Origin of the sequence: Rheinheimera mesophila (assembly GCF_000986865.1) — a bacterium.
Lineage (GTDB): Bacteria > Pseudomonadota > Gammaproteobacteria > Enterobacterales > Alteromonadaceae > Pararheinheimera > Pararheinheimera mesophila.
The window spans coordinates 15,401-39,973 of sequence record NZ_LAVS01000005.1 but is presented as its reverse complement, the minus strand read 5'-3'; the positions used below and the strand labels follow the sequence as shown (position 1 = coordinate 39,973).

The following is a 24,573-nucleotide window of genomic DNA, read 5'->3' as shown; positions in this document are numbered from 1 at the left end:
TGAAATTGAGGATCTTATGCACGCCGACCAGTTATTGCCTTTTATTGCTGAGACTTTTGATCAAATGCCGTTTAACAGACTGTTAGGTTTAAAAGTGACCCGTTTTGATGAACAACAAGCTGAAGTGCGGTTTGACTGGGCCAATCAATTGGTAGGCAATCCGGTGCAGCAAATTTTACATGGAGGGGTGATAGCTTCAGTGCTGGATGTGGTCGGCGGTTTGATGGCTGTGTCCAGTGCTTTAAGTCGTTTAGGCGATATTGCAGATGCTGAACTGGCAGAGAAGCTCGGCAAAATGAGCACTATAGATATTCGGACTGACTATTTACGGCCTGGTCGGGGTCAGCAGTTTATTGCCACAGCCCAGGTGATCCGCACTGGCAATAAAGTCTGTGTTTGCCGGATGGAGTTACACAACGAGCAGGGTATTCATATCGCCTTAGGCACTGGTACTTATCTGGTGGGATAATTCGCAGTGCCGGGCAGATTTACTCTGCTTTTGGCTCTACGGTGACCGCTTTGACTTCTTCCGCTTCGCCCTGAGTCACAACGATTTCAATCCGGCGGTTTTTTGCTCTGTTTTCCGGGCTGTTGTTGTCCACTAAAGGTTTAGTGTCGGCTCGTCCTTGCGCAATGATACGGTTTGGCTGCAGCCCCTTATTCTTTAACATCTCCTGCACTATGGCCACAGCCCGCAAGGAGGACAGCTCCCAGTTGTTTTTATACAGGCTGTCAAATTCCTGCAGATTGTCGGTGTGACCTGTGACTACTATGGTGCCGGGAATATCTTTTAATACATTCGCTATTTCATCGATCAGCGGTGCCAATCGCGGTTGTAAAAAGGCTGAGCCTGCCGGGAACAACGTCGTATCTGTAATACGGATCAGCAGTTGCTGGCCCAGTTGTTCAACTTCCACTCTTTTGTTTTGGAACTGTTTTTGCAGTTTTCCCAGCATTTCTTTTTGATCTTTACGTTTGCTGACCATAGCCGCAGACTGATTTTTTTGCAGATCTTCAGGCGCATTGATTTCGGCATTACCAGCGTTCAAATCAATAGCCACTTCCGGGATCAGGCTTTCTTTAGTACTTTCCGGCAGGTCTTGTTTATTTTCTTCTTTTTTCTCGACCTGAGACTTTTGCTCTACTTCTAAAATACCTGTCCCCCCTTCCAGCACTGGGTTTCCTGCAGGACGGCTGATTAAACCCACTTTGCCCATAGAATCCATAAAGGCCTTGACCATGGCATTGTATTCGGACTGCTTGGCCATAGCGAAAGAGTAGAGCACCACAAAAAGAGCGAACAGCAATGTCATATAGTCGGCGTAGGATACCAACCAGCGTTCATGGTTCTCTGGCGGTTCAGGCTTTTTCTTTTTCATCATGATGCTCGCCGGTAAACGCCGCTAAGCGAATTTGCAATTGTTGAGGAGATAAACCGTCGGCAATGATCACAATGCCGGTCAGGGTCATAATTTTATAATTCCGGATCTGGCTGGCAAATAACTTGTAGCGGTTACCAAAAGGTAAAAACATCAGGTTGGCAAAAGCGACGCCATAAATGGTCGCAACAAAAGCAACAGCTATACCGCCACCTAATTCATCAGGTTTATCCAATAACCCCATAGCGTGAATTAACCCTAGTACAGCCCCTACTATGCCCATAGTTGGCGCATAACCGCCCATGGCTTCGTAGAACTTTACCGTGTGCTCAATTTCTTCCTGTTCCATCTCGATTTCCTGTTCCAGGGTTTCGAGAATGTAATCTTTGTCAAAACCATCCACCAGCATAGCTATGCCCCGTTTCAGGAAAGGATCGTCCAGGCTATCGAGTTTTTCTTCCAGCGCCAAAAAGCCACCTTTGCGGGCCTGCGATGCCATATCCTGCAGTAATAGGCTTCGTTCCTGCATATCCAGCCGAAGTGGAACAATAAGCCAGATAAAACGTTTACCGGCTTCAATGACGACGTGAAAAGGGAACTGAGTTAAAGCAGCACCAAAAGTGGCGCCTATCACTATTAAAAACGCTGGCAGATTGAGCAGGGCGCCCGGATGTCCACCCTCCAGTAAGTTCCCGCCAATAATACAGATCAGCGCGACAATAATACCGATAAAACTCATTGCTTTATCCTATGGCTGTTTTTCACTCAGAATAGCGGTTCTGCTTGCTTGGGGGCAATGCTGATCCCGACTTTTATTTTTAGCATTTTGCTATTTTATTGATAGATTTCAGCCTGTTTTGATTAGTTTGCGGCCAGGAGTCAAAGACCGGGCTGAAGATGCCTTACCTTTGCAGCAGGGCTCACGTACAATGCGCGCCATCAAACCGGAGCAGTCCGGCGGTTCAGGGGGATACGAATGACTTTAAGTCCAGCGCAAAAACTCGGTGGTGCTTTTGCTGCCGGTGCTTATACCTTGTGGGGGATAGCGCCCCTGTATTTTAAACAAATCGATTTTGTGCCAGCGCAGGAGATACTGATCCACCGTGTGGTCTGGTCTTTTGTACTGCTGGTGCTGATTGTGTTTGCAATGCAGCAGTGGAGCAAAGTGCAGCAGATTTTAGTTCAGCCCAAACTGGTGCTGGCCCTTTTGGGCACATCGCTGATTTTAGGCGGCAATTGGGGGTTATTTATCTGGGCTGTGAACAACCATCATATGCTGGATGCCAGCTTAGGCTATTACATCAACCCTTTGCTCAACGTGCTGCTGGGCATGTTTTTTCTTGGCGAGCGTTTGCGTAAGTTTCAATGGCTGGCTTTATCGCTGGTTGTGACGGGTGTGGTGATCCAACTGGTCACTTTTGGTTCTGTGCCCTGGATAGCCTTAACTCTGGCCAGTACTTTTGCACTTTATGGTTTGTTCCGCAAAAAGCTGGCGATTGATGCCATTACCGGACTTTTTATTGAATCGCTGTTGTTATTACCTTTGGCCTTGTATTACTGGTGGCAGTTTGCCGACAGCAGTGCGGTGAATTTAGTTGAAAACAGTTGGAGCTTAAATCTGTGGCTGATGGCGGCAGGTTTTGTTACCACTGTGCCTTTGTTGCTGTTTATTGCTGCGGCGAAACGGCTGCAACTCTCGACTATGGGCTTTTTTCAGTACATAGGCCCAAGTTTTATGTTTGTGTTTGGCGTCTGGTTGTACAACGAGCCGTTAACTGCAGCCAAGCTGGTGACCTTTGGTTTTATCTGGCTGGCACTGATTGTCTATTCAGTGGATGCCTATCTGGCACTTCGGAAAAAAACCGTAGTTCAGGTCATTGAATAGGGCGGGCCTTTCAGTTCTATCCTATTGCCTTCGGGGTCCTGAATATAAATGGATGGACCCTTGCCTTCAGCACCATAACGGGATTCAACCGGCCCTGGGCTGACGCCATGACGTTGCAGATAAAGCTGCAAGGCCGCAGCGTCAAAAGGTTCAATACGTAAACATAAATGATCCATATTGTGCCCTTCTGCCCCAGGTGCTTGGCCGCCTTGTTGGCCCAAAGGCTGATCGACAGGCACCAAATCAATCAGGCTGCTGCCCGCCCTTAATTGGTATAAGCCTAAGTCGGTTTCCTGCCGTTCCAGAGTGCAGCCCAGTACCCGCTGGTAGAAGTCCAACATCAGTTGCAGATCGCTGACCCGCAACACTACATGGTCGAGCTGTATAATACAAAACATTGAGGGCTCCTCTGCTTAACTGGCCAGCATCAACAGCTTCAGGCCTGAGCGTAGATTTCTTTAAAGCCTAACCAACGACGAATCAACGGCGGGCAGTTTTGTGGGTAGTGCTGCCACAGCAGCGCAGCAGCTTGCTGAGCAGCCGGGATGAAGTGCGCATCCCGGCTTAGATCGGCAATGCGGTAGCTGACCTGGCCCGTTTGTTTAGTGCCCAAGAGTTCACCCGGCCCACGAATTTCTAAATCCCGTTGTGCTATGACAAAGCCATCATTACTTTCCCTCAGCACCGCCAGGCGCGCCTGAGCTGTTGAGGATAAAGGGGCGTGATACAAAAGCACACAATGCGAAACTGCACTACCACGACCAACCCGGCCTCTGAGCTGATGCAACTGAGCTAACCCCAGGCGCTCCGGGTTTTCGATAATCATTAAGCTGGCGTTGGGTACGTCTACGCCCACTTCAATCACAGTAGTGGCGACCAATAAATCCAGTTTACCTGCTTTAAAATCGGCCATCACTTGCTGCTTTTCCGCCGCTTTTAAGCGGCCATGCACCAAACCAATTCGCAAATCCGGTAATGCGGCCGTGAGTTCGACCGCTGTCATTTCTGCAGCCTGACATTGCAGTTGCTCTGACTCTTCAATCAAAGTACAGACCCAATAGGCCTGACGACCTTCATTTTGCACGGCCTGACGCACTCGTTCTGTGACTTCGCCACGGCGACTATCGGGCAACACCACAGTGGTGACCGGAGTACGGCCCGGCGGTAACTCATCAATCACCGAGGTATCTAAATCGGCATAAGCCGTCATAGCTAAGGTGCGGGGGATAGGGGTGGCGGTCATCACCAGTTGATGTGGATAAAAACCAGTATCGGCACCTTTTTCCCGCAGCTCCAGCCGCTGATGGACACCAAATCTGTGCTGCTCGTCGATAATGACTAAGGCCAGTTGTTGAAACTGCACCTGCTGCTGAAACAGGGCATGAGTGCCAATCACCATTTGCGCTTCGCCGCTTTGAACAGCGGCCAGTTGTTGCTGCTTTTGTTTGGCAGAGGCTTTACCGGCCAGCCAGGCAATCTGATACCCCAAAGGCTCCAGCCAGGCTTTGAAGGTCGTGGCGTGCTGCTCGGCTAATAATTCTGTGGGAGCCATCAGCGCTACCTGAGCGCCACGGCTTAACACTGTTAAAGCGGCCAACGCGGCCACTAAAGTTTTACCCGACCCTACGTCTCCCTGGACCAAACGCAACATGGGTTCGGTTTGGGCTAAATCATGACGTATTTCACAGATCACCCGCTGTTGTGCTTGAGTAGGAGCAAAAGGTAACGCCTGTAGAAATTTTTGATTCTGACTCTGATCCACTACAAAGCTGCGGCCTTGTTGTACCCGGCATTGCTGGCGTAATTGCAGCATCGACAACTGCTGCGCGACCAGCTCTTCAAAAATCAGCCGTTGCTGTGCTGGATGTTGGCCTTGTTCCAGCAGTTGCAATGAGGCATCAGGGGGAGGTCGGTGTAAATAAAATAATGCGTCAGACAAAGACCAGCTATTCTGACCCAGCACCGGCGACAGATATTCAGTCGGGCTGCTGCGTTGTAACACCTGTAAGGCCGCATCAGTTAAATTGCGCCAGCTATTTTGTTTTAGTCCTTCAGTGCTGGGATAAACCGGGGTCAGGGTTTCGGCTACATCCTGTTCAAAGCCGTCTTTTACTACTTTGTATTCAGGATGCATCATTTCAAAACCGCGCATCCCGCGTTTCACTTCACCAAAGACTCTTAAGGTGACTCCGGGCGTAACGGCATTTTTTTGCGCTGCGTTAAAATGGAAAAAACGTAAGGTTAAATGACCTGAGCCATCCCGGATAGACACCAGCCAGCTACGTCTTTTACCAAAGGTAATTTCACTGCTGATGACTTCGCCCTGCACTGTGGCTGTTTGCTGTGGCCACAAATCCGCTATGGGGTAGAGACGGGTACGGTCTTCGTAACGTAACGGCAAGTGAAAGAGTAAGTCCTGCACACTCTGGATACCCAGCTTATGCAGCAGCGCGCTGACTTTGGCGCCAACTCCTTTGAGCTGGCTGACGGATAGGCTGTCCAGTGCTGTTACTGTCAAGAGAGAGACCAAACTAAGTGACTGATAGCAGACAGTTTAACCTGTGATTGTCACAGGGCATAGCCAGAGTGCTACAGGAACTGTATTTAAGGCTGCTTTTTAGGTCCGGCCCCATCATCAGCCAGATAGGTTGGACCGTGTTTGAGTGGATCAAAGGCGTAGAGTTTTTTCACAGTACCGTCTTTGACCATCGACTCAATGGCGTGTTCGATCCGGTCTTTCAGTGCCAGATGTGGGCTCTTTTTTGATAAGCCAATATTGATAAAACGTTTTTCTACCACAGAAAAATCCACAGGCGCCCGTTTAAACTGAAAATGTAGCTCTTTGTGGTCGGCAATCACATCCAAAGAGCTTTGAGTCGGCACCACCAAAGCATCGACCCGACCACGTTGCAGCATTTCAAAACCTGTTTCTATGCTGTCAATTTCGACATGACGTTTGGAGGTTTTGATCAGTTGCATCAGGCTGGGGTGATAAGTGTAATTGCGCACCGTCGCCAGGCTTAACGACTCCAACTGATTAAAACTACGGATGTGGCGCTTATCGTCGCCTTTTAAATACAGCGACTCAGGGATACGTTCGTTGTAGGGGATCAGGTGGATAAACTCAGCCCGCTCATCGGTATAGTTCAGATTGCTCATTAAATCCGCTTCACCGGTTTGCATCTGGCGAAAACAGCGGGCAGACGGCGTTTTGGGACTGAATTTGAGTTGGAAGCCAGCGCGTTTGGCCAGTTCCTGCATCAAATCGACAGAGGGACCGTAGGGCGTTTTGCCTGTTTCATAGGCATGAAAACGCGAGAAATGATCCAAACACCAGGTTAACACTGGTGTTTCCGCAGCAACGGCCAGCCTGGGTAAGGCCAGCAGCACAATACAACACAGGATCTTAGTCACTCAGTTTGCCTTCATTAGACAGGAGCTGTTGTTTTCCCTGTTAGTTGGTCGATGGCACTTCCATTACGCCATCAATTTCAATCTGAGCGCCACGGGGTAAAGCACTGACTTGCACAGCGGCACGGGCCGGGTATGGCGCACTGAAATGTTGGCTCATAATTTGGTTGACGGTAGCGAAATTGGATAAGTCCGTCAGGAAGATATTCACCTTGACCATATCATTTAAGCTGCCACCAGCGGCCTGACATACGGCGGCCAGGTTATGAAACACTTGCTGAGTTTGTTCTGCGAAGTTTTCAGACACCATCTGCATGGTCTCTGGTACTAAAGGGATCTGACCAGATAAATACACTGTGGTGCCAATTTTGACAGCCTGGCTGTAGGTGCCAATAGCAGCAGGGGCTTTATCTGTACTGATGATCACTTTTGACATAACACTTATTTCCTTCTGTAAACTTTAAGCACTTCAGGCAAAACGCGGATTTTACGCATCACGTTGGCTAAATTAATCCGGTCACGCACAGACAGGGTGATTTTGATCACGTATTCGCCTGTGTCTCTATCGTCGGTCGACAAGTCCTGAATATTGGAATCCTGCGAGGCTATCACTGTCGTGAGTTTAGCCAGCACGCCGGGTTGGTTGACGATAAAAACCCGGATATCACATAAAAATTGTTTGTCGCCGGTTTTATCCCATTTTACCGGGAAGTATTTACCCGGCTCTTTTTCCCAGCCCCGAATATTACGGCATTCCACACGGTGCACGTTCAGGCCTTTGCCCGGCGTGGCGTTGGCAGCAATTTCATCACCCGGAATAGGGCGGCAACATTTGGCGAAGGTCAGTAACATACCTTCAGAGCCAATAATAAAAGCTTTGGTTTTTTGGTTGGCCGGATTTTCTGCAGGTAAAGCCTCTTCACCGGATTCAAAGCCACCCAACAGGCGACGTGCCACAGCAATAGGCAACTGGTTACCTAAACCAATTTCCACTAAAAGCTCGTCCAGCGATTTTTGCGTGGTACTTTGTAGCACCTGCTCAATACGTTCTGCTGGAATAGATTCCAGTTTGACGTCACCCAAAGCTGAAGTCAGTAAACGGCGACCCAAACCTACAGCTTCGCTTAATTGCTGCTTTTTCAGATAGTTACGAATACCTAAAATAGCGCGGCTGGTGACTACATGGTTCAGCCAGTTGGCATTAGGTTTACCGCCTGGACTGGTAATAATTTCTACCGTCTGACCGGTTTCTAACGGTTTATTCAGTGGATAAGGTTTGCGATCCACCCGAGCGCCCACACACTTATTGCCTATGTCAGTATGCACTGTGTAGGCAAAATCGACTGCATTGGCGCCTATAGGTAATTCAACAATCTGCCCTTTAGGACTGAATACATACAGCTCGTCCGGGTAGAGTTCAGATTTGACGTTTTCAACAAATTCATAGGTATTGCCTGAGCTTTGTTGCAGCTCTAACAAACTTTGCATCCAGCGCTGGGCGCGGATTTGTGCTGTGGTATTTTTGTTTTCGCCTGCGCCTTTGTACGACCAATGGGCGGCTATCCCTTTGTCCGCCATTTCATCCATCTCGCGGGTACGCATCTGAATTTCCACCGGAATACCGTGTGGACCAATCAAAGAGGTGTGCAGGGACTGGTAACCGTTTTGTTTCGGAATAGCAATGTAGTCTTTAAAACGGCTTTCTATCGGCTTAAACAGGTTGTGTACTACGCCTAACACGCGATAGCAGTTGTCTATGCTGTTGATAATGACCCTAAAGCCATAAATATCCATCACATCGTTAAACATCAGCTCTTTGCTTTTCATCTTACGATAGATGCTGTACAGATGTTTTTCACGGCCTGCCACCTCGGCTTCAATACCTGCTGCTTTGATCCGCTGTTCTATTTCTGTTTGGATTTTTTCAATGATTTCTTTGCGATTACCGCGGGCCTGCTTGACGGCTGTTTCCAGCGCGCGATAGCGCATCGGGTATAAAGCGCGGAAGCCCCAGTTTTCCAGCTCGTTTTTAATATTATGAATACCCAAACGATTGGCGATAGGAGCGTAGAGCTCTAAGGTCTCACGGGCGATACGACGGCGCTTTTCTGGTTTGAGTGCACCTATGGTGCGCATATTATGAGTACGGTCGGCCAGTTTAATCAGGATAACGCGGATATCCTGCGTCATTGCCATAAACATTTTTTGCAGGTTGGTAACTTCGAACTCTTTGATATCTTTAAATTTTACTTTGTCGAGTTTGCTAACGCCCTGCACCAATTCAGCGACGGTTTCGCCGAAGAGCCGGCTTAAATCTTCTTTACTGACGGGGGTGTCTTCAATTACATCATGCAGTAGGGCAGCCATCAGAGTTTCGTGATCCATGCGCATTTCGGCGAGGATACTGGCTACAGCGACCGGGTGAGTAATGTAAGGTTCACCGCTGGAACGAACTTGCGGCTCATGCGCGTCGCGGGCTACTACATAAGCCTGTTGTACCAGAGCAACCTGCTCAGGCGGCAGGTAAGCGCTGATTTGATTTTTCAGGCCTTCAAACAAATACATCCGAAACTCCCCAATACGCACAACGCTTTGGCGTGTTCCTTTGAATATACGTGGATTTCGAGCTATTGCCAACGGCCGGATACCGTTGGCACAGGAAGGAACTCAGATTATTCGTCAGAACCAATAATCGCAGCTACTGCCGCCATTTCAGAGGCTTCTTGCTGTAACTGTTCACGACGTTCCTGCTGGTCCAGAATACTGTTGGTGATAAAACCTTTTTCGATTTCACGTAAGGCTACTACAGTGGCTTTGTCGTTTTCCGGGTCAACCATGGCTTCTTTACCTTCAACAGCCAGTTGACGGGCACGACGTGAGGCCACCAGAATTAAATCAAAGCGGTTACCAATTTTATTTACTGCATCTTCAACTGTTACGCGAGCCATCTGCCACTCCGGTTAATCTGGATCTGAATAAAGACCGCATAGTCTACTCTATTTCGTTTCGTTCGCCAACAGGCCAGCAAGTAACTTCTGTTGCCGTATGGCTTGTTTGGTTTGTCTTAAGCGCTGTGTCTGGATAATGCCGGAAAACTGCTGCAACGCCAGCTCCAGATCATCATTCACCACCCAATAATCGTATTCGCTGGCATGACTGATTTCATCCCTGGCTTTGGCCATGCGGCCTGCGATCACGTCGGCGCTATCCTGACCACGTTGATTCAAGCGTTGCTCTAACGCTTGAACACTGGGGGGCAAAATAAAAATACTGGTGACAAAAGGCAGTTGCTGTTTGATCTGGCGGGCACCTTGCCAGTCGATATCCAAAAATACATCTATGCCTTGCGCAAGTTTGTCGGCTAAAGCAGCTTTGGAGGTGCCGTAGTAATTGCCAAACACTTCCGCCCACTCAATAAACTGCTTATCTGCAATCAATTGTTTAAAGTTCGTTACGTCGGTGAAATGGTACTGCACACCATCGCTCTCGCCTGGGCGAGGCGAGCGGGTGGTGTGCGAGACACTCAGTTGCATGTCAGCATGTTGTGTTAAAAGCGCATTGATTAGCGTGGATTTTCCTGCCCCGCTTGGCGCTGAAATAATAAATAAGTTACCTAATAAGTCCTGCATGCTATGCCACCTTCGCAATCAAAAGGCGATTTTAGCCTTGTCAGTCGCTGGCTGCAAACAAGGTCTGGTATCGCTTCAGGATTTCTTTTTCGCTTTGACGGATAAAGTTAAACTGAATTTGGCCATTAATTCGTCACCATGCAAGGAAGGGCAGGTGACATCAATAGTCACAGCCTGATTAATCCGCTCACCTGTGTCTAAAGATTGCTGAATCATCTGGTCTATTAAAGCGCCGTCGTTGCTGATGAAGTGGATGGCCGCCTCCGGGCGTTTTAAAAATTCACCCTGCACATCTTTAAAGGCAAAGTGAATGTTGAGTTTTTTTTGACGGGCTTTGTAAAAGACTAAAAACGCACCGGCTAAATCGGCGCCTATAGCTAAAGCGCCAAAATAAATGCTACCCAGATGGTTTTTAGTGTGGCGATGATGAGGCATTCGGATCACAGTGCGCTCATCTGTTAATTCCAGGATTTTTGGTTTGCAAAAACCTATCAGCGGAATATAACGGAATCCAAACCACCAGAGTTGTAAGTTGGCTTTAGTTAAGGCGTTCATGCATTTTAGCTCCAGAATTTAACTGGTCGGAGCTTATCATTCTGGTAGTGATAGTGCGAGTTTTTGCTGCCATTGTCGCTCAAAGTTGGCTTTCGCTTGTTGGCGTTGTTCTGTGCACCAGACCATTTGCCTGCTATCGCGCACGCCAAAACATGCTTTAGGCTCCGCATAATACTGCAGCCAGGCCTGTAATTTTTTCCCCTGATAAGGCGCTTTGACTGAAACTGAGCTGACATAAAGCTGAGGGCCTTTGGCTATGGCTGCCAATGAGTCCGGTGCAGTTTTGGCCGTTTTTTTCATCTTTACTTTGCCGGGCAACGAAGTCGTGACAGGCTTTTGACAAAACTTGTCCAGTTGTTTTTCGAGTTGGCGTTGGCTGAGATGCAGGTGTTCTGCTTCCTTAAGGCTGTAGCCTGAGTTGATTTTCTGTTCCAGTTGCTGGAGTTGGGTTGCTGCTTTGAGACAGTCAGTTTCAGGCCATTGCTCCTGAGCAGACAGGCCAAAGCTGCAGCACACTACTATTATCAGAAGCGGTTTCATCCCGAACTCCGTCTGTTAATGGATGGTTAAATAATTATAGCTGTTGTTTTTTATTTTACCGAGGTGGCGCAGGTAGTTCGCGCGGGTATGTCGGCTGGTCTGCTTTTTTTTGCGCCTGACCGCATTGACTGATCCTTTGTGGAACCCAATTCGTTTAGCTTGTCATAAAGCCACAAAATATTGAATCAACAGAGAAAACAGCACTGTCGCTTTGGCCGCTGTCCATGATGCTCAGTGGTGGTCGCAGGCTGTTTTTGTTTAAGAATACAACGGAGTTTTTGCATGAAACTGGTCAAGCTAGTGATGATATCCGGCCTTTGGCTGAGCTGTGCTGCAATAGCGCAACAAGGTCCGGCTGTGCCGGTGAAAACGGCGGTAGTGCAACAGCAGACTGTGCCTGTCTGGATCAGAGCCATAGGGCAAGTGAAAGCTCAGCAAAGCGTGGAGATCCGTCCCCAGGTCGATGGTATTTTGCAACGTATTCTGGTGGAAGAAGGGCAATTGGTCAAAGCCGGTGACTTACTGGCGGTGATTGATGATCGCAGCATCAGAGCGGCCTACGAACAAGCCAAAGCTCAGTTGGCGGTCGTTCAGGCGCAATTGGATGTGGCCCGACTGGATTTAAAACGCTATCAGAACTTGCGTAAAGACCAGGCGGTGTCGGCGCAGATGGCCGATCAGCAACAAGCCACAGTGCAGCAATTAGAGGCACAATTGCGCAGTGTCCAGGCGACCATCAATGCGCAGCAGGTGGAGTTGTCTTACACCCAAATTTTGTCGCCTATTTCAGGTCAGGTAGGGATCCGTAATGTCGATGCTGGTAACTATGTCAGAACCAGCGACACCAATAGTTTGTTTTCCGTAGTGCAGTTGGACCCTATCAGTATTGAAATTGCCTTACCGCAGTCGCGTTTGCCTGAACTGCAACAACTGACCCAACAAATCAGACAAAAACAAACTGTACCTGTGCTGGCCTACTTAAAAGAAGGTGCTGACCCTCTGGCACAAGGTCAACTCACAGTGGTGGATAACAGGGTGGCGTCAGCCACTGGCACGATCAGAGTAAAAGCAGATTTTGCCAACCCGGATGCGGCTTTGTGGCCCAGTCAGTCTGTGGTGATTGCGTTGCAAAGCAGAGTATTGGAGCAGGCATTAACTATCCCGGCCAAAGCTTTGCAGCAGGGGCCTGAAGGGGCCTTCGTCTGGTTAGAGGAGCAGGGGAAAGCGACCACTGCCGCAGTAGATGTTGTATTACAGGATAAAAATCAGGTGGTGGTGACAGGGGTGAGTGCCGGCCAACAGGTGATAGTGGACGGTCAGAGCCGTTTACGTAAAGGCACCGAGCTGAAAATTTTAACTGAAACACCCCAAACCGCGGCTGTGGAGTAACAACAGATGAAAAGCCGTAGCGTATTTGCCTGGTGCATGGATCACCCGATAGGTACAGTTTTACTCACTTTCGCCCTGGTATTGTTAGGGGTATTGGCTTTCCCGCGGTTATCCGTTGCACCTTTGCCCGAAGCTGATTTTCCTACCATTCAGGTGAATGCCCGTTTGCCTGGCGCCAGTGCTGAGACTATGGCATCCGCCGTGGCCACGCCTTTGGAAGTGGCGTTAAGTTCAGTGCCTGGTATTACCGAAATGACCTCAAGCAGTGCTTTGGGGTCTGTTGAAATTACTTTGCAATTCGTGCTGGAGAAGGATATCGACAGTGCCGCGCAGGAAGTTCAGGCGGCACTGAATCAGGCAGCAGGCCGTTTGCCTGACATGCCCAATTTACCGACCTGGCGTAAGGTGAACCCGGCTGACAGTCCTATTCTGATTATTGGTGTAACCTCGGAAACCTTATCCCGCACTGAAATTAGCGATCTGGCTGAGACTGTGTTAGCGCGCCAGATGACGCAGATTAATGGCGTGGGTGAAGTTTTTATCGGTGGTCAGCAAAAACCTGCGATTCGAATTCAGGCTAAACCTGAAGTCTTGGCTGCTGCAGGTTTAACTTTGGCTGATATTCGTGCCGCAGTGCAACGTGCCAGCGTCAACTTACCGAAGGGGGCTTTGTTTGGGGACAACAGAGTGTCCACTTTAGCCGTGAATGATCAGATTTTTTCTGCCGATGAGTATGCCAACCTGATTGTCAGTTATAACGACGGTGCTCCTGTTTATTTGCGTGATGTTGCCAGCGTGAAACTGGGCGCGGAAAACGATTTTGTACAGATTTGGCCCAATGGTGAATCAGGGGTTGCTCTGATTATCCGTCGTCAGCCCGGCGCCAATATAGTGGCGACAGCGGATGCGATACGAGCTGCTTTACCTCAACTCACAGCAGCCTTGCCTGCCGATGTCAAAGTGGAAGTCTTTAACGACAGAACCCGGACTATCCGCTCGTCACTGGCTGAAGTTGAGCTCACCTTAGCTATCGCTATAGTACTGGTTATCGCCGTGATGGCTGCGTTTTTACGCCAGTGGTCTGCTACCTTAATCGTCTCCGCGGTATTGGGTGTATCTCTGGTTGGAACCTGCGCTTTTATGTATCTGGCAGGCTTTAGCTTGAATAACCTGACGCTAGTGGCCATTGTGATTGCAGTAGGTTTTATTGTCGATGACGCCATAGTGGTGATTGAAAATATTCATAGGCATTTAGAGGCGGGCGAGAGCAAACGAGTGGCTGCACTGAAAGGCGCCGAAGAAATAGGTTTTACTGTAGTGTCGATCAGCGTGTCTTTAGTGGCGGCCTTTATTCCGCTGCTGTTTATGGGCGGCATTATCGGCAAGTTGTTTTTAGAGTTTTCGTTAACGGCTACCGCCGCTATTTTAATTTCCGTGGTGGTGTGTTTAACCCTGGCACCGACTTTAGCCTCGCTTTTTATGGATAAAGCACCTGCTCACGACCCAAACAAGCCGGGCTTTTTTGACCGTTTGGTGACGCGTTACGACAAAGTGCTGAGCTGGGCTTTGGATCATCAAAAGACGATGCTTGTGGTATTTCTCCTGACCGTAGCCGGCAGTGTCGCTAGTTTTATCGCGATCCCCAAGGGATTTTTCCCATTGCAGGATACCGGTTTTGTCATAGGGATCACCCAAGCGGCCTCTGATATTCCTTACGAAGACATGATTGCTAAACATAAGCAAATGGAAGAGATTTTAAAAAATGATCCGGATATCACAGGCTTTAACCATGCGGTTGGTGGCAACAATTCCACCGGATCCGGCCGGGTTTGGGTGGTATTAAGCGACCCGGATGACAGGGATGCCAGTGCCAGTGAAATTATCGACAGGTTAAGACCACAGTTCGCCCAAATCCCTGGTTTTCAGGTGTTTTTGCGGGCAGCACAAGATATTAATCTGGGAGCAGGCCCTGGGCGTGCTCAATACAGTTATGTGCTCAAAGCCCTGAGCAGTGACGAGCTGGCAACCTGGACTCAGGCTTTAACGGCAAAACTGCGGCAAAATCCGATGTTTACCGACTTATCCAACGACCTGCAGTGGGATGCGAACATCATCAGGCTGGAATTGGACCGACAGGAAGCTGCACGTTTAGGTTTTGCCGCTGCTGAATTGGATCAGGCTTTGTATGATGCGTTTGGTCAGCGCCAAATCAACGAGTATCAGACTGAAACCAATCAATACAATGTGATATTGGAGTTGGATCCGGAGCAACGTGGTACAGCCGAGAGCCTGAATTACTTCCACTTACGTTCACCTACCACAGGGGAGATGGTGCCGTTATTGGCTTTTGCCAAAGTGTTACCTGCCACCAACGGTCCTGTGGTGATCGCGCACAATGGGATGCAACCGGCGGCGAATTTGTCCTTTAACCTGGCTGCAGGTGTGGCGTTAGGGGATGCAGTAAAAGCTCTGGAGCAGGCACGCGAAGAATTACAAATGCCAGCTTCAGTGTCTGGTTCTTTCCAGGGCGCGGCACAGGCTTTTCAGGATTCTTTGGCGACTCAACCTCTGCTGATTTTTACTGCCTTGTTAGCAGTTTATATTATCTTGGGCGTGTTGTACGAAAGTTTTGTTCATCCGCTGACTATTTTGTCCACCTTGCCTTCGGCTGCGATAGGGGCCATTTTATTGCTCTGGGCCTGGCAACTGGATTTCTCCATTATGGCGCTGATCGGCATTATTCTGCTGATCGGTATAGTGAAGAAAAACGGTATTCTGATGGTCGACTTTGCGTTGCAAGCCCAGCGGGAACAGGGCTTATCTGCAAAAGATGCTATCCATCAGGCCTGTTTAGTGCGGTTCCGTCCTATTATGATGACCACCTTAGCCGCTATTTTGGGCGCGGTGCCTCTAATGATGGGCTTTGGTACCGGCGCAGAATTACGTGTGCCTTTAGGTGTGGCGGTAGTGGGAGGACTGGCTTTTAGCCAGGTGCTGACTCTTCTGACGACTCCAGTGGTATTTCTTGCACTGGATAAAGCCTTTTTACAAAAGAAATAACTGATCAGGGCAGAGTAAAATGCGGCCAGCGGCCTGGATTTTACTCTGCTTCTTACCCTCTGATGGCGCTATCATTTCTAATGCATTTCTTTTTTCCTTTCCTGCTTCGGTTTAAAAGTAACCAAAAACAGGCTGAAAATCCGCCTGAAATTTAAGTAGTCATCTGTCGTGAAAGATCAGGATCCCAACTTGTTTTGACAAAAAAGATTTAAATAATGGTTGCGCAATCATTTTTCTGGGGCTAATTTATCGCCCAGGCTTAGCCTTGGCATAAAAATTAAGCAACAGATGTCTTTCTGAATAAGGTTTTGTTCGGATTATTTATTGCTTGAACTCATGCTCATTAAAAAAATTAACAGGTGTTAGCGCTGTCAAGTTGGCAGAGATAAGAAATAGATCGGGACAGGGGAATTCAAGTGAAAGTATTAAAGTTAAAACCATCTTACCTACTTACCACACTGGCGCTTTGCAGTGCTTTTGGTGTGGCTGCACAAGTGGCTGAAACAACTAAAGCCAGCGATGGTAAAGATGATGAAGGCCGTGCTATTGAAGTCATTCAAATTAGCGCGACCAAAAGGGTAACTACCCTACGTGAAACTCCGCTGGCGGTCACTGCCTTTGACCAGAAAACTCTGGACGAAAACCATGTGGCACAGTTGGATGATTTACAGGGCATAGTGCCCAGCTTACAAATAGCCCAAAACGGCACACAAAATACCCCTATGGTCTATGTGCGTGGTATTGGTTCTTCTGATCAGACTGAAAGCGGTGACCCTGCTGTTGCTTTTCACATTGATGGTATTTACTCAGCCCGCTCGCAAGGCGCTTCAGCTTTGATGTTTGACTTAGAAGGTGCTGAAATTTTACGTGGTCCACAAGGCACTTTATTTGGTCGTAATGCCACCGGTGGTGTAGTGAACTTACATACCGCCAAAGCCCGTCTGGATGGTTTTGATGCCAATGCTGAAATCACTTTAGGCAACTACGACCGCCGCGCGACCCGCGCTATGGTCAATATTCCATTAAGCGACACTTTAGCCGTTCGTGTTGCCGCCGCTATGGACCAATCTGAAGGTGTGGTGGATTTCCTGCCGGGTTCAGCCATGGGTGAAAAATACGGTTCTACTGACTTAGCCGCTGCGCGTTTCAGTGCTTTTTACCAGCCATCTGACAAGTTTGACCTCACTTTCTCCTACGAAAACTTTACCGACAATGGCACGGGCAATATTCCAACCGTTACTGGTGGTTCGGATCGCCGCTCTTATGTACAAGAGCCAGGTTTTAACGATGCAAGCAGCGACAGCTTCCGCACCCGAATCAATTACAACTTCGACTCAGGCCAGCAGCTGGCGTACATAGGTGGCTACACTGATACATCCCGTGTGTCGGTATGGGACAGAACCTGGAGCCTGGAAAAGTACGAGTGGGGTGGTTGTGTTGAATGTGATCACGAAGCCACTCAACACGAATTACAGTTCAAAAACGATGACGCTGAGCGTTTACAGTGGATGGTGGGTTACTTCTACTTCAAAGAAAACAACAGCACTATTTTTGACATAGTACACCCTGATGTGGATTACGAAGGGGGCACCACACCAAACAAAAACTTATGGTCCACCTACCGTCAGCCAGACCGCGGTTTAGAGTCGAACAGTATTTATGCGCAGTCGACTTATAAACTGACGGACGACTGGCGTGTCAGTGCCGGCTTACGTTACACCAACGATAAACGTTGGGACAAAGGTGGCCGTAACATCATGTGTCCTGACGTAAAACGTACTGAAGTCATGGACCCTAACCAGGATCATGTAGGTTATATGGATCCGGATGGTATTTTGAATGGTCTTGGCCCAAACAAAAACCTGGTGCAACCTGGCCAATGTTGGGTTGATACCTACAACGACACCAGCCCGGAGTGGAGCAAAACCACTGGTATGGCTCGTCTGGAATGGGACATGACAGATGATGTGATGTTCTACAGCTCCTACGCCACTGGCTTTAAGTCCGGTACTATTCAGGACGGTAATAAATACACTGGGACTGGTCCATTCACCCAGGCGGACCTGGACGCCATTATTGCCTCCAACAATAACGAAGCTGCTGGCACTGCGGCTTATGTAGCGCCGGAAGAAAACACCAGTATTGAATTGGGTATGAAAGGTTTATTCCTCGACGGCACTTTGCAGTTATTTGCTGCGCTGTTTAGCACTGAATACACTGACTTACAGGTCACCAGTAACGTCGTCACCAACACAGGGGCTGACTTACTGCGTAAAACCAACGCCGGTAAAGCCACTATTAATGGTTTGGAGTTAGAAGCGCGCTGGTTAGTGACTGAAAATGGCGAGTTCAGTGGTTCTATGTCTGTGCTGGATGCCACTTACGATGAATTCCTGACCACAGATTCTAAATATGGTCGTGATGGTTTAGCTTTTAATCCGTCTGCAGGAAACCCTGCTTTGCCTAACCTGCTGGATTTCAGCGGTAATCATTTAGTGATGGCGCCGGAATTTTCAACTTCGGTCAATTACGAACATTTTGTCGGTCTGGAAAGCGGCGCGACGTTAAAGCCACGTATTCGTGTCGGTTACACCAGCGAAGTATGGTTTGACCCGGCGAACCGTGGTGACAGACCTGAAGGTTTTAAAAATCTGCCTTACGCTGCTGATATCGACCGTCAGGATGCCTATACCAAAGTGGATTTAAGCCTGACGTTCGAACCTTCAGAAGGCAACTGGTCCACCGAAGCTTTCATTAATAACGTGACGGATCGTGATATCAAGAGCGATCAAGGCCGTACTCACGGTGACGCAGTACCTAACTTTATGTGGCAGGCGCCTCGTACCTTTGGTGTACGTTTTAACGTCGCTTTTGAGTAACTGATGCTGTAGGGGCGATCTTTAGGATCGCCAGTTCCTGGTCTGAATTGATCGCGAGTTGTGTTGATAACGTCAACAAAGCTGCAGATCCAGACATGAAGTGAACATGAAGTTTTACCCTTGTCTCCCGGACTTGTGCGAGTCTGGGTTCTCCCGGTAATTGAGGGTGTTAGTACCAGCTTCGGCTGGTACTTTTTTATTCGCATGAAGGCAGAAAACGCCTAAAAATATGTCTGAAACCATCTCTAAAATCATACGAGCAAACTAATTCGGGTATTAAGTCGAAGCGCGTTCCACAATGCGGTAGCCTATATCTATCGGGGACCTATGGTGTTTATCTTGGCCTTGAGCAGACATCAGCAATTCAACCGCTTGTTGACCCATTTCAAAACGCGGCGAGGCCACGCTGGTGATCGCAGGTTCGACTAAAGCTGACGCTTCCAAATCGTTAAAACCACAAATGGCAATATCGGACGGAACTTTCAGGTTCATACGTTTGCTTTCAAACAAAGCACCCAGCGCCAAATCATCATTACAACAGAACACCGCATCACACTGGCCTTGCGATTCCGCCATTACAGCCTGCAACAATTGACCACCTAAACGTATCGATGAAGACTGAGTGGTGGTGACCACATAACTCTGACAAGGCTGATGAAAATCCGCGATTGCCTTTTTAAAACCGGCTAAACGTTGCTGAGTACGGGTATCCATGCGTGCGCCCAAAAAGCCCAGTTTGCGATAGCCTTTTTGTAGCAAGTGGTTGGTGATATCCACACCGGCGTTAAAGTGTGAAAAGCCGATATTCATATCAATAGGGCTGTCGCTGAGTTCCATCAACTGAACTATCGGAATACCGGATTGTTTCAGTAATTTGCGGGCGTAATCGGTTTGATCTGTGCCTGTTAAGATAAAACCTTCAGGTGACTGACTGAGTAAAGTGGCGATCAGCTTTTCTTCTTCCAAAGGCGAATAATGACAATCACCTAATACCACCTGCAGATGATGTTGTTTCACCGCACTATAAATACCCTGCAAAACATCATTAAACACTATGTTAGATAATGACGGAATGATAACCGCTATCACACCTGAGCGACGGGACGCTAAAGCACTGGCGGCATGGTTACGGATATAACCAATTTCATGCACCGCCTGTTCCACTTTGGCCCGTAGTTTCTCTGAGACTTTATCGGGATTGCTTAGCACGCGCGACACAGTAATGGCACTGACACCTGCTACTTTCGCCACATCTTTCAGGTTAGGTTTTTTATTCATCGCACCATTCTCTTTATTTTTAAAAAACAATAACTGAAAGCTATGTTTGAGTCAAAATGGTTGCGCTATCATTTTATCTGAATTAAGCTGAGGCCACATTTTTATCGAAGGTGTGATCGTATCTGATGCAACAGGATCTAACAGCTCAGCAGCAGGCAAGCAAGGCAGCAGAATGCCAAAGTCTAATCATTATGGGGGTGGCTGGCAGCGGCAAATCGACGCTGGCTTTGCGCCTTGCAGAGCAATTAGGCTGGCATTATCTCGAGGGGGATGATTTTCATAGCCTTGAAGCCAAACAAATGATGGCGTCAGGCACGCCTATTACCAGCGAAATGCGTGACCAATGGGTTGGCCGTTTATGTGCTGCCTTACAAGACTGCGTCGCCAAACAACTCCCAGCGGTATTGAGTTACTCAGGTTTAATCCGCAAGCATCGTGAACGTATTCGTCAGGCGGCAGCTAATCCACAATTTGTGTATTTACAAGGCAGTGCTGAATTGCTGGCGCAGCGGCTGGCGCAGCGGCAAAACCATTTTATGCCTGTGTCTATGCTGCAAAGCCAATTGGCCACTATGGAGCCCGTGGATCAGGAAGCCGATGTGCTGTGTCTGGATATCGGCCACAGCGTGAATGAACTGATGCTCCAGATCATTCTGAAAATACAACAACGATTTTAAAAGGTGCACATCACCAGGTGGCGTGCGTTCCATCTATTTCACTAATTAAAACAACAGAACAACGACAGGGTGACAAAGTGACAACAGAAACTGCGGTACCTCAACACCGGCTCAAGCTGAGTGAAAAACTCGGTTATGGCGTCGGCGATATGGGGTTTAATTTCTACTGGGCTAATATTTCGGCCTTTTTACTGATTTTTTACACCGACGTCTTCGGTATTTCAGCGGCCGCTGCCGGCACTATGATGCTGATCACCAAAATCATCGATGCCTTTACCGATCCTATGATGGGCGCTATAGCGGACAGAACCAAAACCCGGATGGGCAAATTCCGGCCTTATTTACTGTGGCTGGCTTTGCCTTTGGCTGGTGCTGGTGTGTTGACGTATAGCACACCGGATTTAGGGCCGGATGGCAAGCTGGTGTGGGCCTACTGCACCTACAGTCTTTTGATGCTGATTTACACCGCCATCAATATTCCTTACTCCGCGTTGTCTGGCGTAATGACCCGCAATAGTCAGGACAGAACCACTTTAGTCAGCTTCCGTTTTATTGGCGGTTTTACCGGCGGTATTCTGGTGACTTATTTAACCCCTAAACTGGTGGTGTTATTAGGCCAGGGTGATGAAGTGTTAGGTTGGCAGTTGACCATGGGTGTGTTTGGTATAGCGGCCGCCTTATTGTTTTTATTCACTTTTGCCAGCACCAAAGAGCGTATTCAACCGGTCAGCGAAAACAACAGCGATGTGCTGCAGGATTTAAAGGATTTAAAAAACAACAAACCCTGGCTGGTGCTGTTTAGCCTGGCGCTGATCATTATGATCACCATCACCATGCGTGCCAGCAGCGGTACTTATTACTTTAAATACTATGTGATGCGGCCAGAACTGGTTGGCGAGTTTTTATCTTCTTATATGTTTGCTTTGGCTGTAGGCGCGGCCTCTACCCCTTTAATGACCAGGTTTATCGATAAAAAGCCATTGATGATGCTGTTGATGAGCCTGGCCGGACTGTTTTCTATCAGCCTGTTTTTTGTGCCTGCTGACGAGATAGGCTTAATTTTTGCCATCAACCTGGCGATAGGTTTTGTGTTGGGGCCTAAATCGCCTTTAGCCTTTTCTATGTATGCCGACACTGCAGATTACAACGAATGGCGCACTGGCCGTCGTGCTACAGCTATGACCTTTTCCGCCGCTACCTTTTCACAAAAACTTGGTGGCGCTATTGCCTCCGCTGCGATTGGCTGGTTATTGGCGCTGATAGGTTATGTCGCCAATGCGGAACAAAGCGCAGGCTCACAGATGGGCATTTTATTGATGGTGTCGGTGATCCCGGGCTTAGTGGCTTTATTGGCTGCTTTTGTGATGCGCTTTTACCATTTAGATGAAAAACAATTGCTGACCATTCAACAGGAACTGGATCAGCGTAAAACAGCACCTGTTACAAACATGGCAGCAGTCGGAGTGTCGGAGTAATGATGAAGAAGTTGATGCAAGCCACAGAAAACGGCCAGCGTTATGAATTGTACAGCGCCACTGCGATGCCACAGGCTGCGGGCTTTTTATGGAACAAGGTGATGATGATCCAGCAAAACTGCCGTGGTTATGCCACAGCGCAGTTTATGCAGCCAGAACCTGCTAAATATGCCCATGCGCCGAACTTAGAAGCCAAAACCTTTATGCAGCCGGAGCAGCCTTATTACGCTCATCATCCGGGCCGTTTTGTGTATATCAAAGATGAAAACAGCGGTGAAATCTGGTCTGTGCCTTATGAGCCGGTGCGTAAAGAAGCCCAACACTTTGTGTTTTCAGCAGGCCAGTCGGACATCCGCTGGCAACTGACGCTGGACTGTGGTTTAACGGTGGAATGGCTGCTGACCTTAACACCAGAGCAACCACTGGAGTTATGGCAACTGACGGTACGTAACGATTCAGCTCAGAGCCGTGCTTTAAGCCTATATCCTTATTTCCCGGTTGGTTATATGTCCTGGATGAACCAGTCTGGCCGTTATGATGCGGATTTAAAAGCCATTATCTGCTCATCAGTCACGCCTTATCAAAAGTACCCTGATTACTTTAAAAACAAATTCTTAAAAGACAAAACCTTCTTGTTGGCCGAGCGCACACCGGATTTCTGGGAAGTGAATCAGCAAGCATTTGAAGGCCAGGGCGGTTTACACGCGCCTTCTGCTGTGCAACAGCAGTGTTTAGCTTGTGGTGATTCAGACTACGAAACCCCAGCTTGTGTAATGCAGTACAGACTGTCTTTAGCCGCAGGCCAAACCGAGCAATACCGTTTTGTGTTTGGCCCGGCGTACGACAAAGCAGAAGTGGCGCACATTCGTCAGCAAGTGTTTGGCACGCCAGAGAGCTTCGGCCACATTCAACAGGCTTATGCCGCTTATGTAGCCCAGGCTGTGCCTTGTCTGGAAATCGACACGCCGGACCAGGAGCTAAATAACTATGTCAACCACTGGCTGGCGCGTCAGGTGTATTACCATGGCGACGTCAACCGCTTAACCACAGATCCGCAAACCCGTAATTATCTGCAGGATAATATGGGCATGAGCTATCTGGCTCCGGCAATAGCCCGCAAAGCTTTTTTAACGGCGCTGTCGCAGCAACATCTGTCAGGTGAAATGCCGGACGGTATCCTGCTGCACAAAGACGCCGAACTGAAATACATCAATCAGGTGCCACATACCGACCAATGTGTCTGGTTACCTGTCTGTATCAGCGCTTATCTGGCCGAAACCAATGACTACGCGCTTTTAAGCGAAAAAGTAGCCTATAAAGACTCGGCCGAACAACACACAGTAGCCGAACATATCCACCGCGCTATGGGCTGGTTATGGCTGAAAAAAGACCAGCGCTGCTTAAGTTACATTGAGCAGGGCGACTGGTGTGACCCGATGAATATGGTGGGTTACAAAGGCAAAGGTGTATCGGGCTGGTTGAGCCTGGCTGCAGCTTATGCGCTGAAGGTGTGGGCGCAAATTTGCCGCGACGCCGGTCAGACAGAGCATGTGGCTTTGTATGAAGAGCAGGCAGCCGCTTTTAACGCCGCAGTGAATCAGTATTTATGGGACGGCAACTGGTATGGCCGTGGTATCACAGACGATAACGTGGTGTTTGGCATCAGCAAAGATACCGAAGGCCGTATTTATCTGAACCCACAAAGCTGGGCTTTATTAAGCGGCGCTGCCAACAGCGAACAACAGCAGCAACTGTTAAAAGCCGTAGAGCAGCAATTGCATACGCCTTATGGTCCGCAAATGCTAGCGCCTGCTTATACCGCTATGCGTGAAGACGTGGGCCGTGTTACCCAGAAATATCCGGGTTCGGCAGAAAATGGCTCAGTCTATAACCACGCTGCGGCTTTTTATCTGTTCGCTTTGTATCAGGTGAATCAAGCCGACAAAGCCTATCAGGTATTAAAACAAATGCTGCCATCGGACGATCCACAGGATCAGTTACAACGGGGCCAGTTGCCGGTATTTATTCCAAATTATTACCGTGGCGCATACCAGACCTTACCACGCACTGCAGGCCGCTCCAGCCAGTTATTTAATACAGGCACTGTGCACTGGGTATACCGTTGTTTGGTCGAAGGTTTGTTTGGTGTGAAGGGCGACCAACAAGGTTTAACTTTGGCACCTCAACTACCAGCCAGTTGGAGCAAAGCCTCTGTGTTACGCCGTTTCCGTGGTGCAGACTTTCATATCCGGTTTGAACGTGTTGCTGGTGTCAAAGCTGCAACACTCTGGCTGGATGGTGTGCAGCAGGCGGAGTTGGCGGTACGTAATATCGCAGCAGGCCAAAGTTATCAGTTACTGGTGCAATTACCGCTGTAACGCAGTGTGGGAAGAGCAAAAAGGCAAAGGGATAAATA

Annotated in this window: 20 protein-coding genes; 8 read left to right on the top strand and 12 right to left on the bottom strand. The window is 48.6% G+C overall.

What is annotated here, in order from left to right; genetic code table 11:
• The first annotated feature begins 16 nt into the window (after positions 1-16).
• On the top strand, positions 17-469 hold the full coding sequence (locus SD53_RS03540; RefSeq protein WP_046518845.1) for a thioesterase family protein: 453 nt from the start codon (positions 17-19) through the stop codon (positions 467-469).
• A gap of 19 nt (positions 470-488) precedes the next feature.
• Here the strand turns inward: SD53_RS03540 and SD53_RS03535 are convergent, their stop codons facing one another.
• Positions 489-1,382, bottom strand: coding sequence for a MotB family protein (locus SD53_RS03535; protein ID WP_046518844.1), 894 nt, complete (start codon positions 1,380-1,382; stop codon positions 489-491).
• Entirely contained in the window at positions 1,360-2,118 is a 759-nt protein-coding gene (locus tag SD53_RS03530) for a flagellar motor protein (protein WP_046518843.1), read from the bottom strand. Before SD53_RS03530 ends, SD53_RS03535 begins: the two co-directional genes overlap by 23 nt.
• Positions 2,119-2,355: 237 nt before the next feature.
• Here SD53_RS03530 and rarD point away from each other — a divergent pair, with 237 nt between their 5' ends.
• On the top strand, positions 2,356-3,264 hold the full coding sequence (gene rarD / locus SD53_RS03525; RefSeq protein ID WP_046518842.1) for an EamA family transporter RarD: 909 nt from the start codon (positions 2,356-2,358) through the stop codon (positions 3,262-3,264).
• Here rarD and SD53_RS03520 read toward each other — a convergent pair.
• From SD53_RS03520 to SD53_RS17915, 9 genes are all read right to left on the bottom strand, one after another.
• Complete coding sequence (locus SD53_RS03520) at positions 3,249-3,662, bottom strand: VOC family protein (RefSeq protein WP_046518841.1); 414 nt, start codon at positions 3,660-3,662, stop codon at positions 3,249-3,251. The genes rarD and SD53_RS03520 overlap by 16 nt on opposite strands.
• A gap of 38 nt (positions 3,663-3,700) precedes the next feature.
• Entirely contained in the window at positions 3,701-5,782 is a 2,082-nt protein-coding gene (recG, locus tag SD53_RS03515) for an ATP-dependent DNA helicase RecG (RefSeq protein ID WP_046518904.1), read from the bottom strand.
• 86 nt (positions 5,783-5,868) lie between these two features.
• The gene (locus SD53_RS03510; protein WP_052749237.1) at positions 5,869-6,678 is read right to left on the bottom strand and encodes a substrate-binding periplasmic protein; all 810 of its coding nucleotides are present in this window, start codon (positions 6,676-6,678) and stop codon (positions 5,869-5,871) included.
• A 40-nt stretch (positions 6,679-6,718) separates the two neighbouring features.
• Positions 6,719-7,111: a RidA family protein gene (locus SD53_RS03505; RefSeq protein ID WP_046518840.1), complete on the bottom strand. Its 393-nt coding sequence runs from the start codon at positions 7,109-7,111 to the stop codon at positions 6,719-6,721.
• Positions 7,112-7,116: 5 nt separating this feature from the next.
• Entirely contained in the window at positions 7,117-9,240 is a 2,124-nt protein-coding gene (gene spoT / locus SD53_RS03500; protein ID WP_046518839.1) for a bifunctional GTP diphosphokinase/guanosine-3',5'-bis pyrophosphate 3'-pyrophosphohydrolase, read from the bottom strand.
• 107 nt (positions 9,241-9,347) lie between these two features.
• Positions 9,348-9,623 (bottom strand): DNA-directed RNA polymerase subunit omega, encoded by a 276-nt coding sequence (gene rpoZ / locus SD53_RS03495; RefSeq protein ID WP_046518838.1) that lies wholly within the window; start codon positions 9,621-9,623, stop codon positions 9,348-9,350.
• Between the two features lie 48 nt (positions 9,624-9,671).
• Positions 9,672-10,304: a guanylate kinase gene (gene gmk / locus SD53_RS03490; protein WP_046518837.1), complete on the bottom strand. Its 633-nt coding sequence runs from the start codon at positions 10,302-10,304 to the stop codon at positions 9,672-9,674.
• A gap of 75 nt (positions 10,305-10,379) precedes the next feature.
• Positions 10,380-10,859, bottom strand: a complete 480-nt coding sequence (locus SD53_RS03485) for a PaaI family thioesterase (protein WP_046518836.1) — start codon at positions 10,857-10,859, stop codon at positions 10,380-10,382.
• 36 nt (positions 10,860-10,895) lie between these two features.
• Complete coding sequence (locus SD53_RS17915) at positions 10,896-11,399, bottom strand: hypothetical protein (RefSeq protein WP_052749236.1); 504 nt, start codon at positions 11,397-11,399, stop codon at positions 10,896-10,898.
• Positions 11,400-11,681: 282 nt separating this feature from the next.
• On the opposite strand from SD53_RS17915, the gene SD53_RS03475 reads away from it, so the two are divergent.
• The 3 genes from SD53_RS03475 to SD53_RS03465 all read left to right on the top strand — a co-directional run bounded on the left by SD53_RS03475 (position 11,682) and on the right by SD53_RS03465 (position 18,727).
• On the top strand, positions 11,682-12,788 hold the full coding sequence (locus tag SD53_RS03475; protein WP_052749235.1) for an efflux RND transporter periplasmic adaptor subunit: 1,107 nt from the start codon (positions 11,682-11,684) through the stop codon (positions 12,786-12,788).
• Between the two features lie 6 nt (positions 12,789-12,794).
• Entirely contained in the window at positions 12,795-15,848 is a 3,054-nt protein-coding gene (locus tag SD53_RS03470) for a multidrug efflux RND transporter permease subunit (protein ID WP_046518835.1), read from the top strand.
• 416 nt (positions 15,849-16,264) lie between these two features.
• Positions 16,265-18,727, top strand: a complete 2,463-nt coding sequence (locus SD53_RS03465; protein ID WP_046518834.1) for a TonB-dependent receptor — start codon at positions 16,265-16,267, stop codon at positions 18,725-18,727.
• Between the two features lie 276 nt (positions 18,728-19,003).
• On the opposite strand, the gene gntR is transcribed toward SD53_RS03465, so the two are convergent.
• Complete coding sequence (gene gntR, locus SD53_RS03460; protein ID WP_046518833.1) at positions 19,004-20,005, bottom strand: HTH-type transcriptional regulator GntR; 1,002 nt, start codon at positions 20,003-20,005, stop codon at positions 19,004-19,006.
• A 125-nt stretch (positions 20,006-20,130) separates the two neighbouring features.
• On the opposite strand from gntR, the gene SD53_RS03455 reads away from it, so the two are divergent.
• The 3 genes from SD53_RS03455 (at position 20,131) to SD53_RS03445 (ending at position 24,535) form a co-directional block, all read left to right on the top strand.
• Complete coding sequence (locus tag SD53_RS03455; protein WP_046518832.1) at positions 20,131-20,682, top strand: gluconokinase; 552 nt, start codon at positions 20,131-20,133, stop codon at positions 20,680-20,682.
• Positions 20,683-20,759: 77 nt separating this feature from the next.
• Positions 20,760-22,157, top strand: a complete 1,398-nt coding sequence (locus tag SD53_RS03450; protein WP_046518831.1) for an MFS transporter — start codon at positions 20,760-20,762, stop codon at positions 22,155-22,157.
• A gap of 2 nt (positions 22,158-22,159) precedes the next feature.
• On the top strand, positions 22,160-24,535 hold the full coding sequence (locus SD53_RS03445) for a GH36-type glycosyl hydrolase domain-containing protein (protein ID WP_082101767.1): 2,376 nt from the start codon (positions 22,160-22,162) through the stop codon (positions 24,533-24,535).
• Positions 24,536-24,573 lie beyond the last annotated feature (38 nt).

Excerpts from the sequence above, each read along its gene's own strand:
- SD53_RS03540 (WP_046518845.1), top strand. The coding sequence starts at position 17 with ATGCACGCCGACCAGTTATTGCCTTTTATTGCTGAGACTTTTGATCAA.
- SD53_RS03535 (WP_046518844.1), bottom strand. The coding sequence starts at position 1,382 with ATGATGAAAAAGAAAAAGCCTGAACCGCCAGAGAACCATGAACGCTGG.
- SD53_RS03530 (WP_046518843.1), bottom strand. The coding sequence starts at position 2,118 with ATGAGTTTTATCGGTATTATTGTCGCGCTGATCTGTATTATTGGCGGG.
- rarD (WP_046518842.1), top strand. The coding sequence starts at position 2,356 with ATGACTTTAAGTCCAGCGCAAAAACTCGGTGGTGCTTTTGCTGCCGGT.
- SD53_RS03520 (WP_046518841.1), bottom strand. The coding sequence starts at position 3,662 with ATGTTTTGTATTATACAGCTCGACCATGTAGTGTTGCGGGTCAGCGAT.
- SD53_RS03505 (WP_046518840.1), bottom strand. The coding sequence starts at position 7,111 with ATGTCAAAAGTGATCATCAGTACAGATAAAGCCCCTGCTGCTATTGGC.
- spoT (WP_046518839.1), bottom strand. The coding sequence starts at position 9,240 with ATGTATTTGTTTGAAGGCCTGAAAAATCAAATCAGCGCTTACCTGCCG.
- rpoZ (WP_046518838.1), bottom strand. The coding sequence starts at position 9,623 with ATGGCTCGCGTAACAGTTGAAGATGCAGTAAATAAAATTGGTAACCGC.
- gmk (WP_046518837.1), bottom strand. The coding sequence starts at position 10,304 with ATGCAGGACTTATTAGGTAACTTATTTATTATTTCAGCGCCAAGCGGG.
- SD53_RS03485 (WP_046518836.1), bottom strand. The coding sequence starts at position 10,859 with ATGAACGCCTTAACTAAAGCCAACTTACAACTCTGGTGGTTTGGATTC.
- SD53_RS17915 (WP_052749236.1), bottom strand. The coding sequence starts at position 11,399 with ATGAAACCGCTTCTGATAATAGTAGTGTGCTGCAGCTTTGGCCTGTCT.
- SD53_RS03475 (WP_052749235.1), top strand. The coding sequence starts at position 11,682 with ATGAAACTGGTCAAGCTAGTGATGATATCCGGCCTTTGGCTGAGCTGT.
- SD53_RS03470 (WP_046518835.1), top strand. The coding sequence starts at position 12,795 with ATGAAAAGCCGTAGCGTATTTGCCTGGTGCATGGATCACCCGATAGGT.
- gntR (WP_046518833.1), bottom strand. The coding sequence starts at position 20,005 with ATGAATAAAAAACCTAACCTGAAAGATGTGGCGAAAGTAGCAGGTGTC.
- SD53_RS03455 (WP_046518832.1), top strand. The coding sequence starts at position 20,131 with ATGCAACAGGATCTAACAGCTCAGCAGCAGGCAAGCAAGGCAGCAGAA.
- SD53_RS03445 (WP_082101767.1), top strand. The coding sequence starts at position 22,160 with ATGAAGAAGTTGATGCAAGCCACAGAAAACGGCCAGCGTTATGAATTG.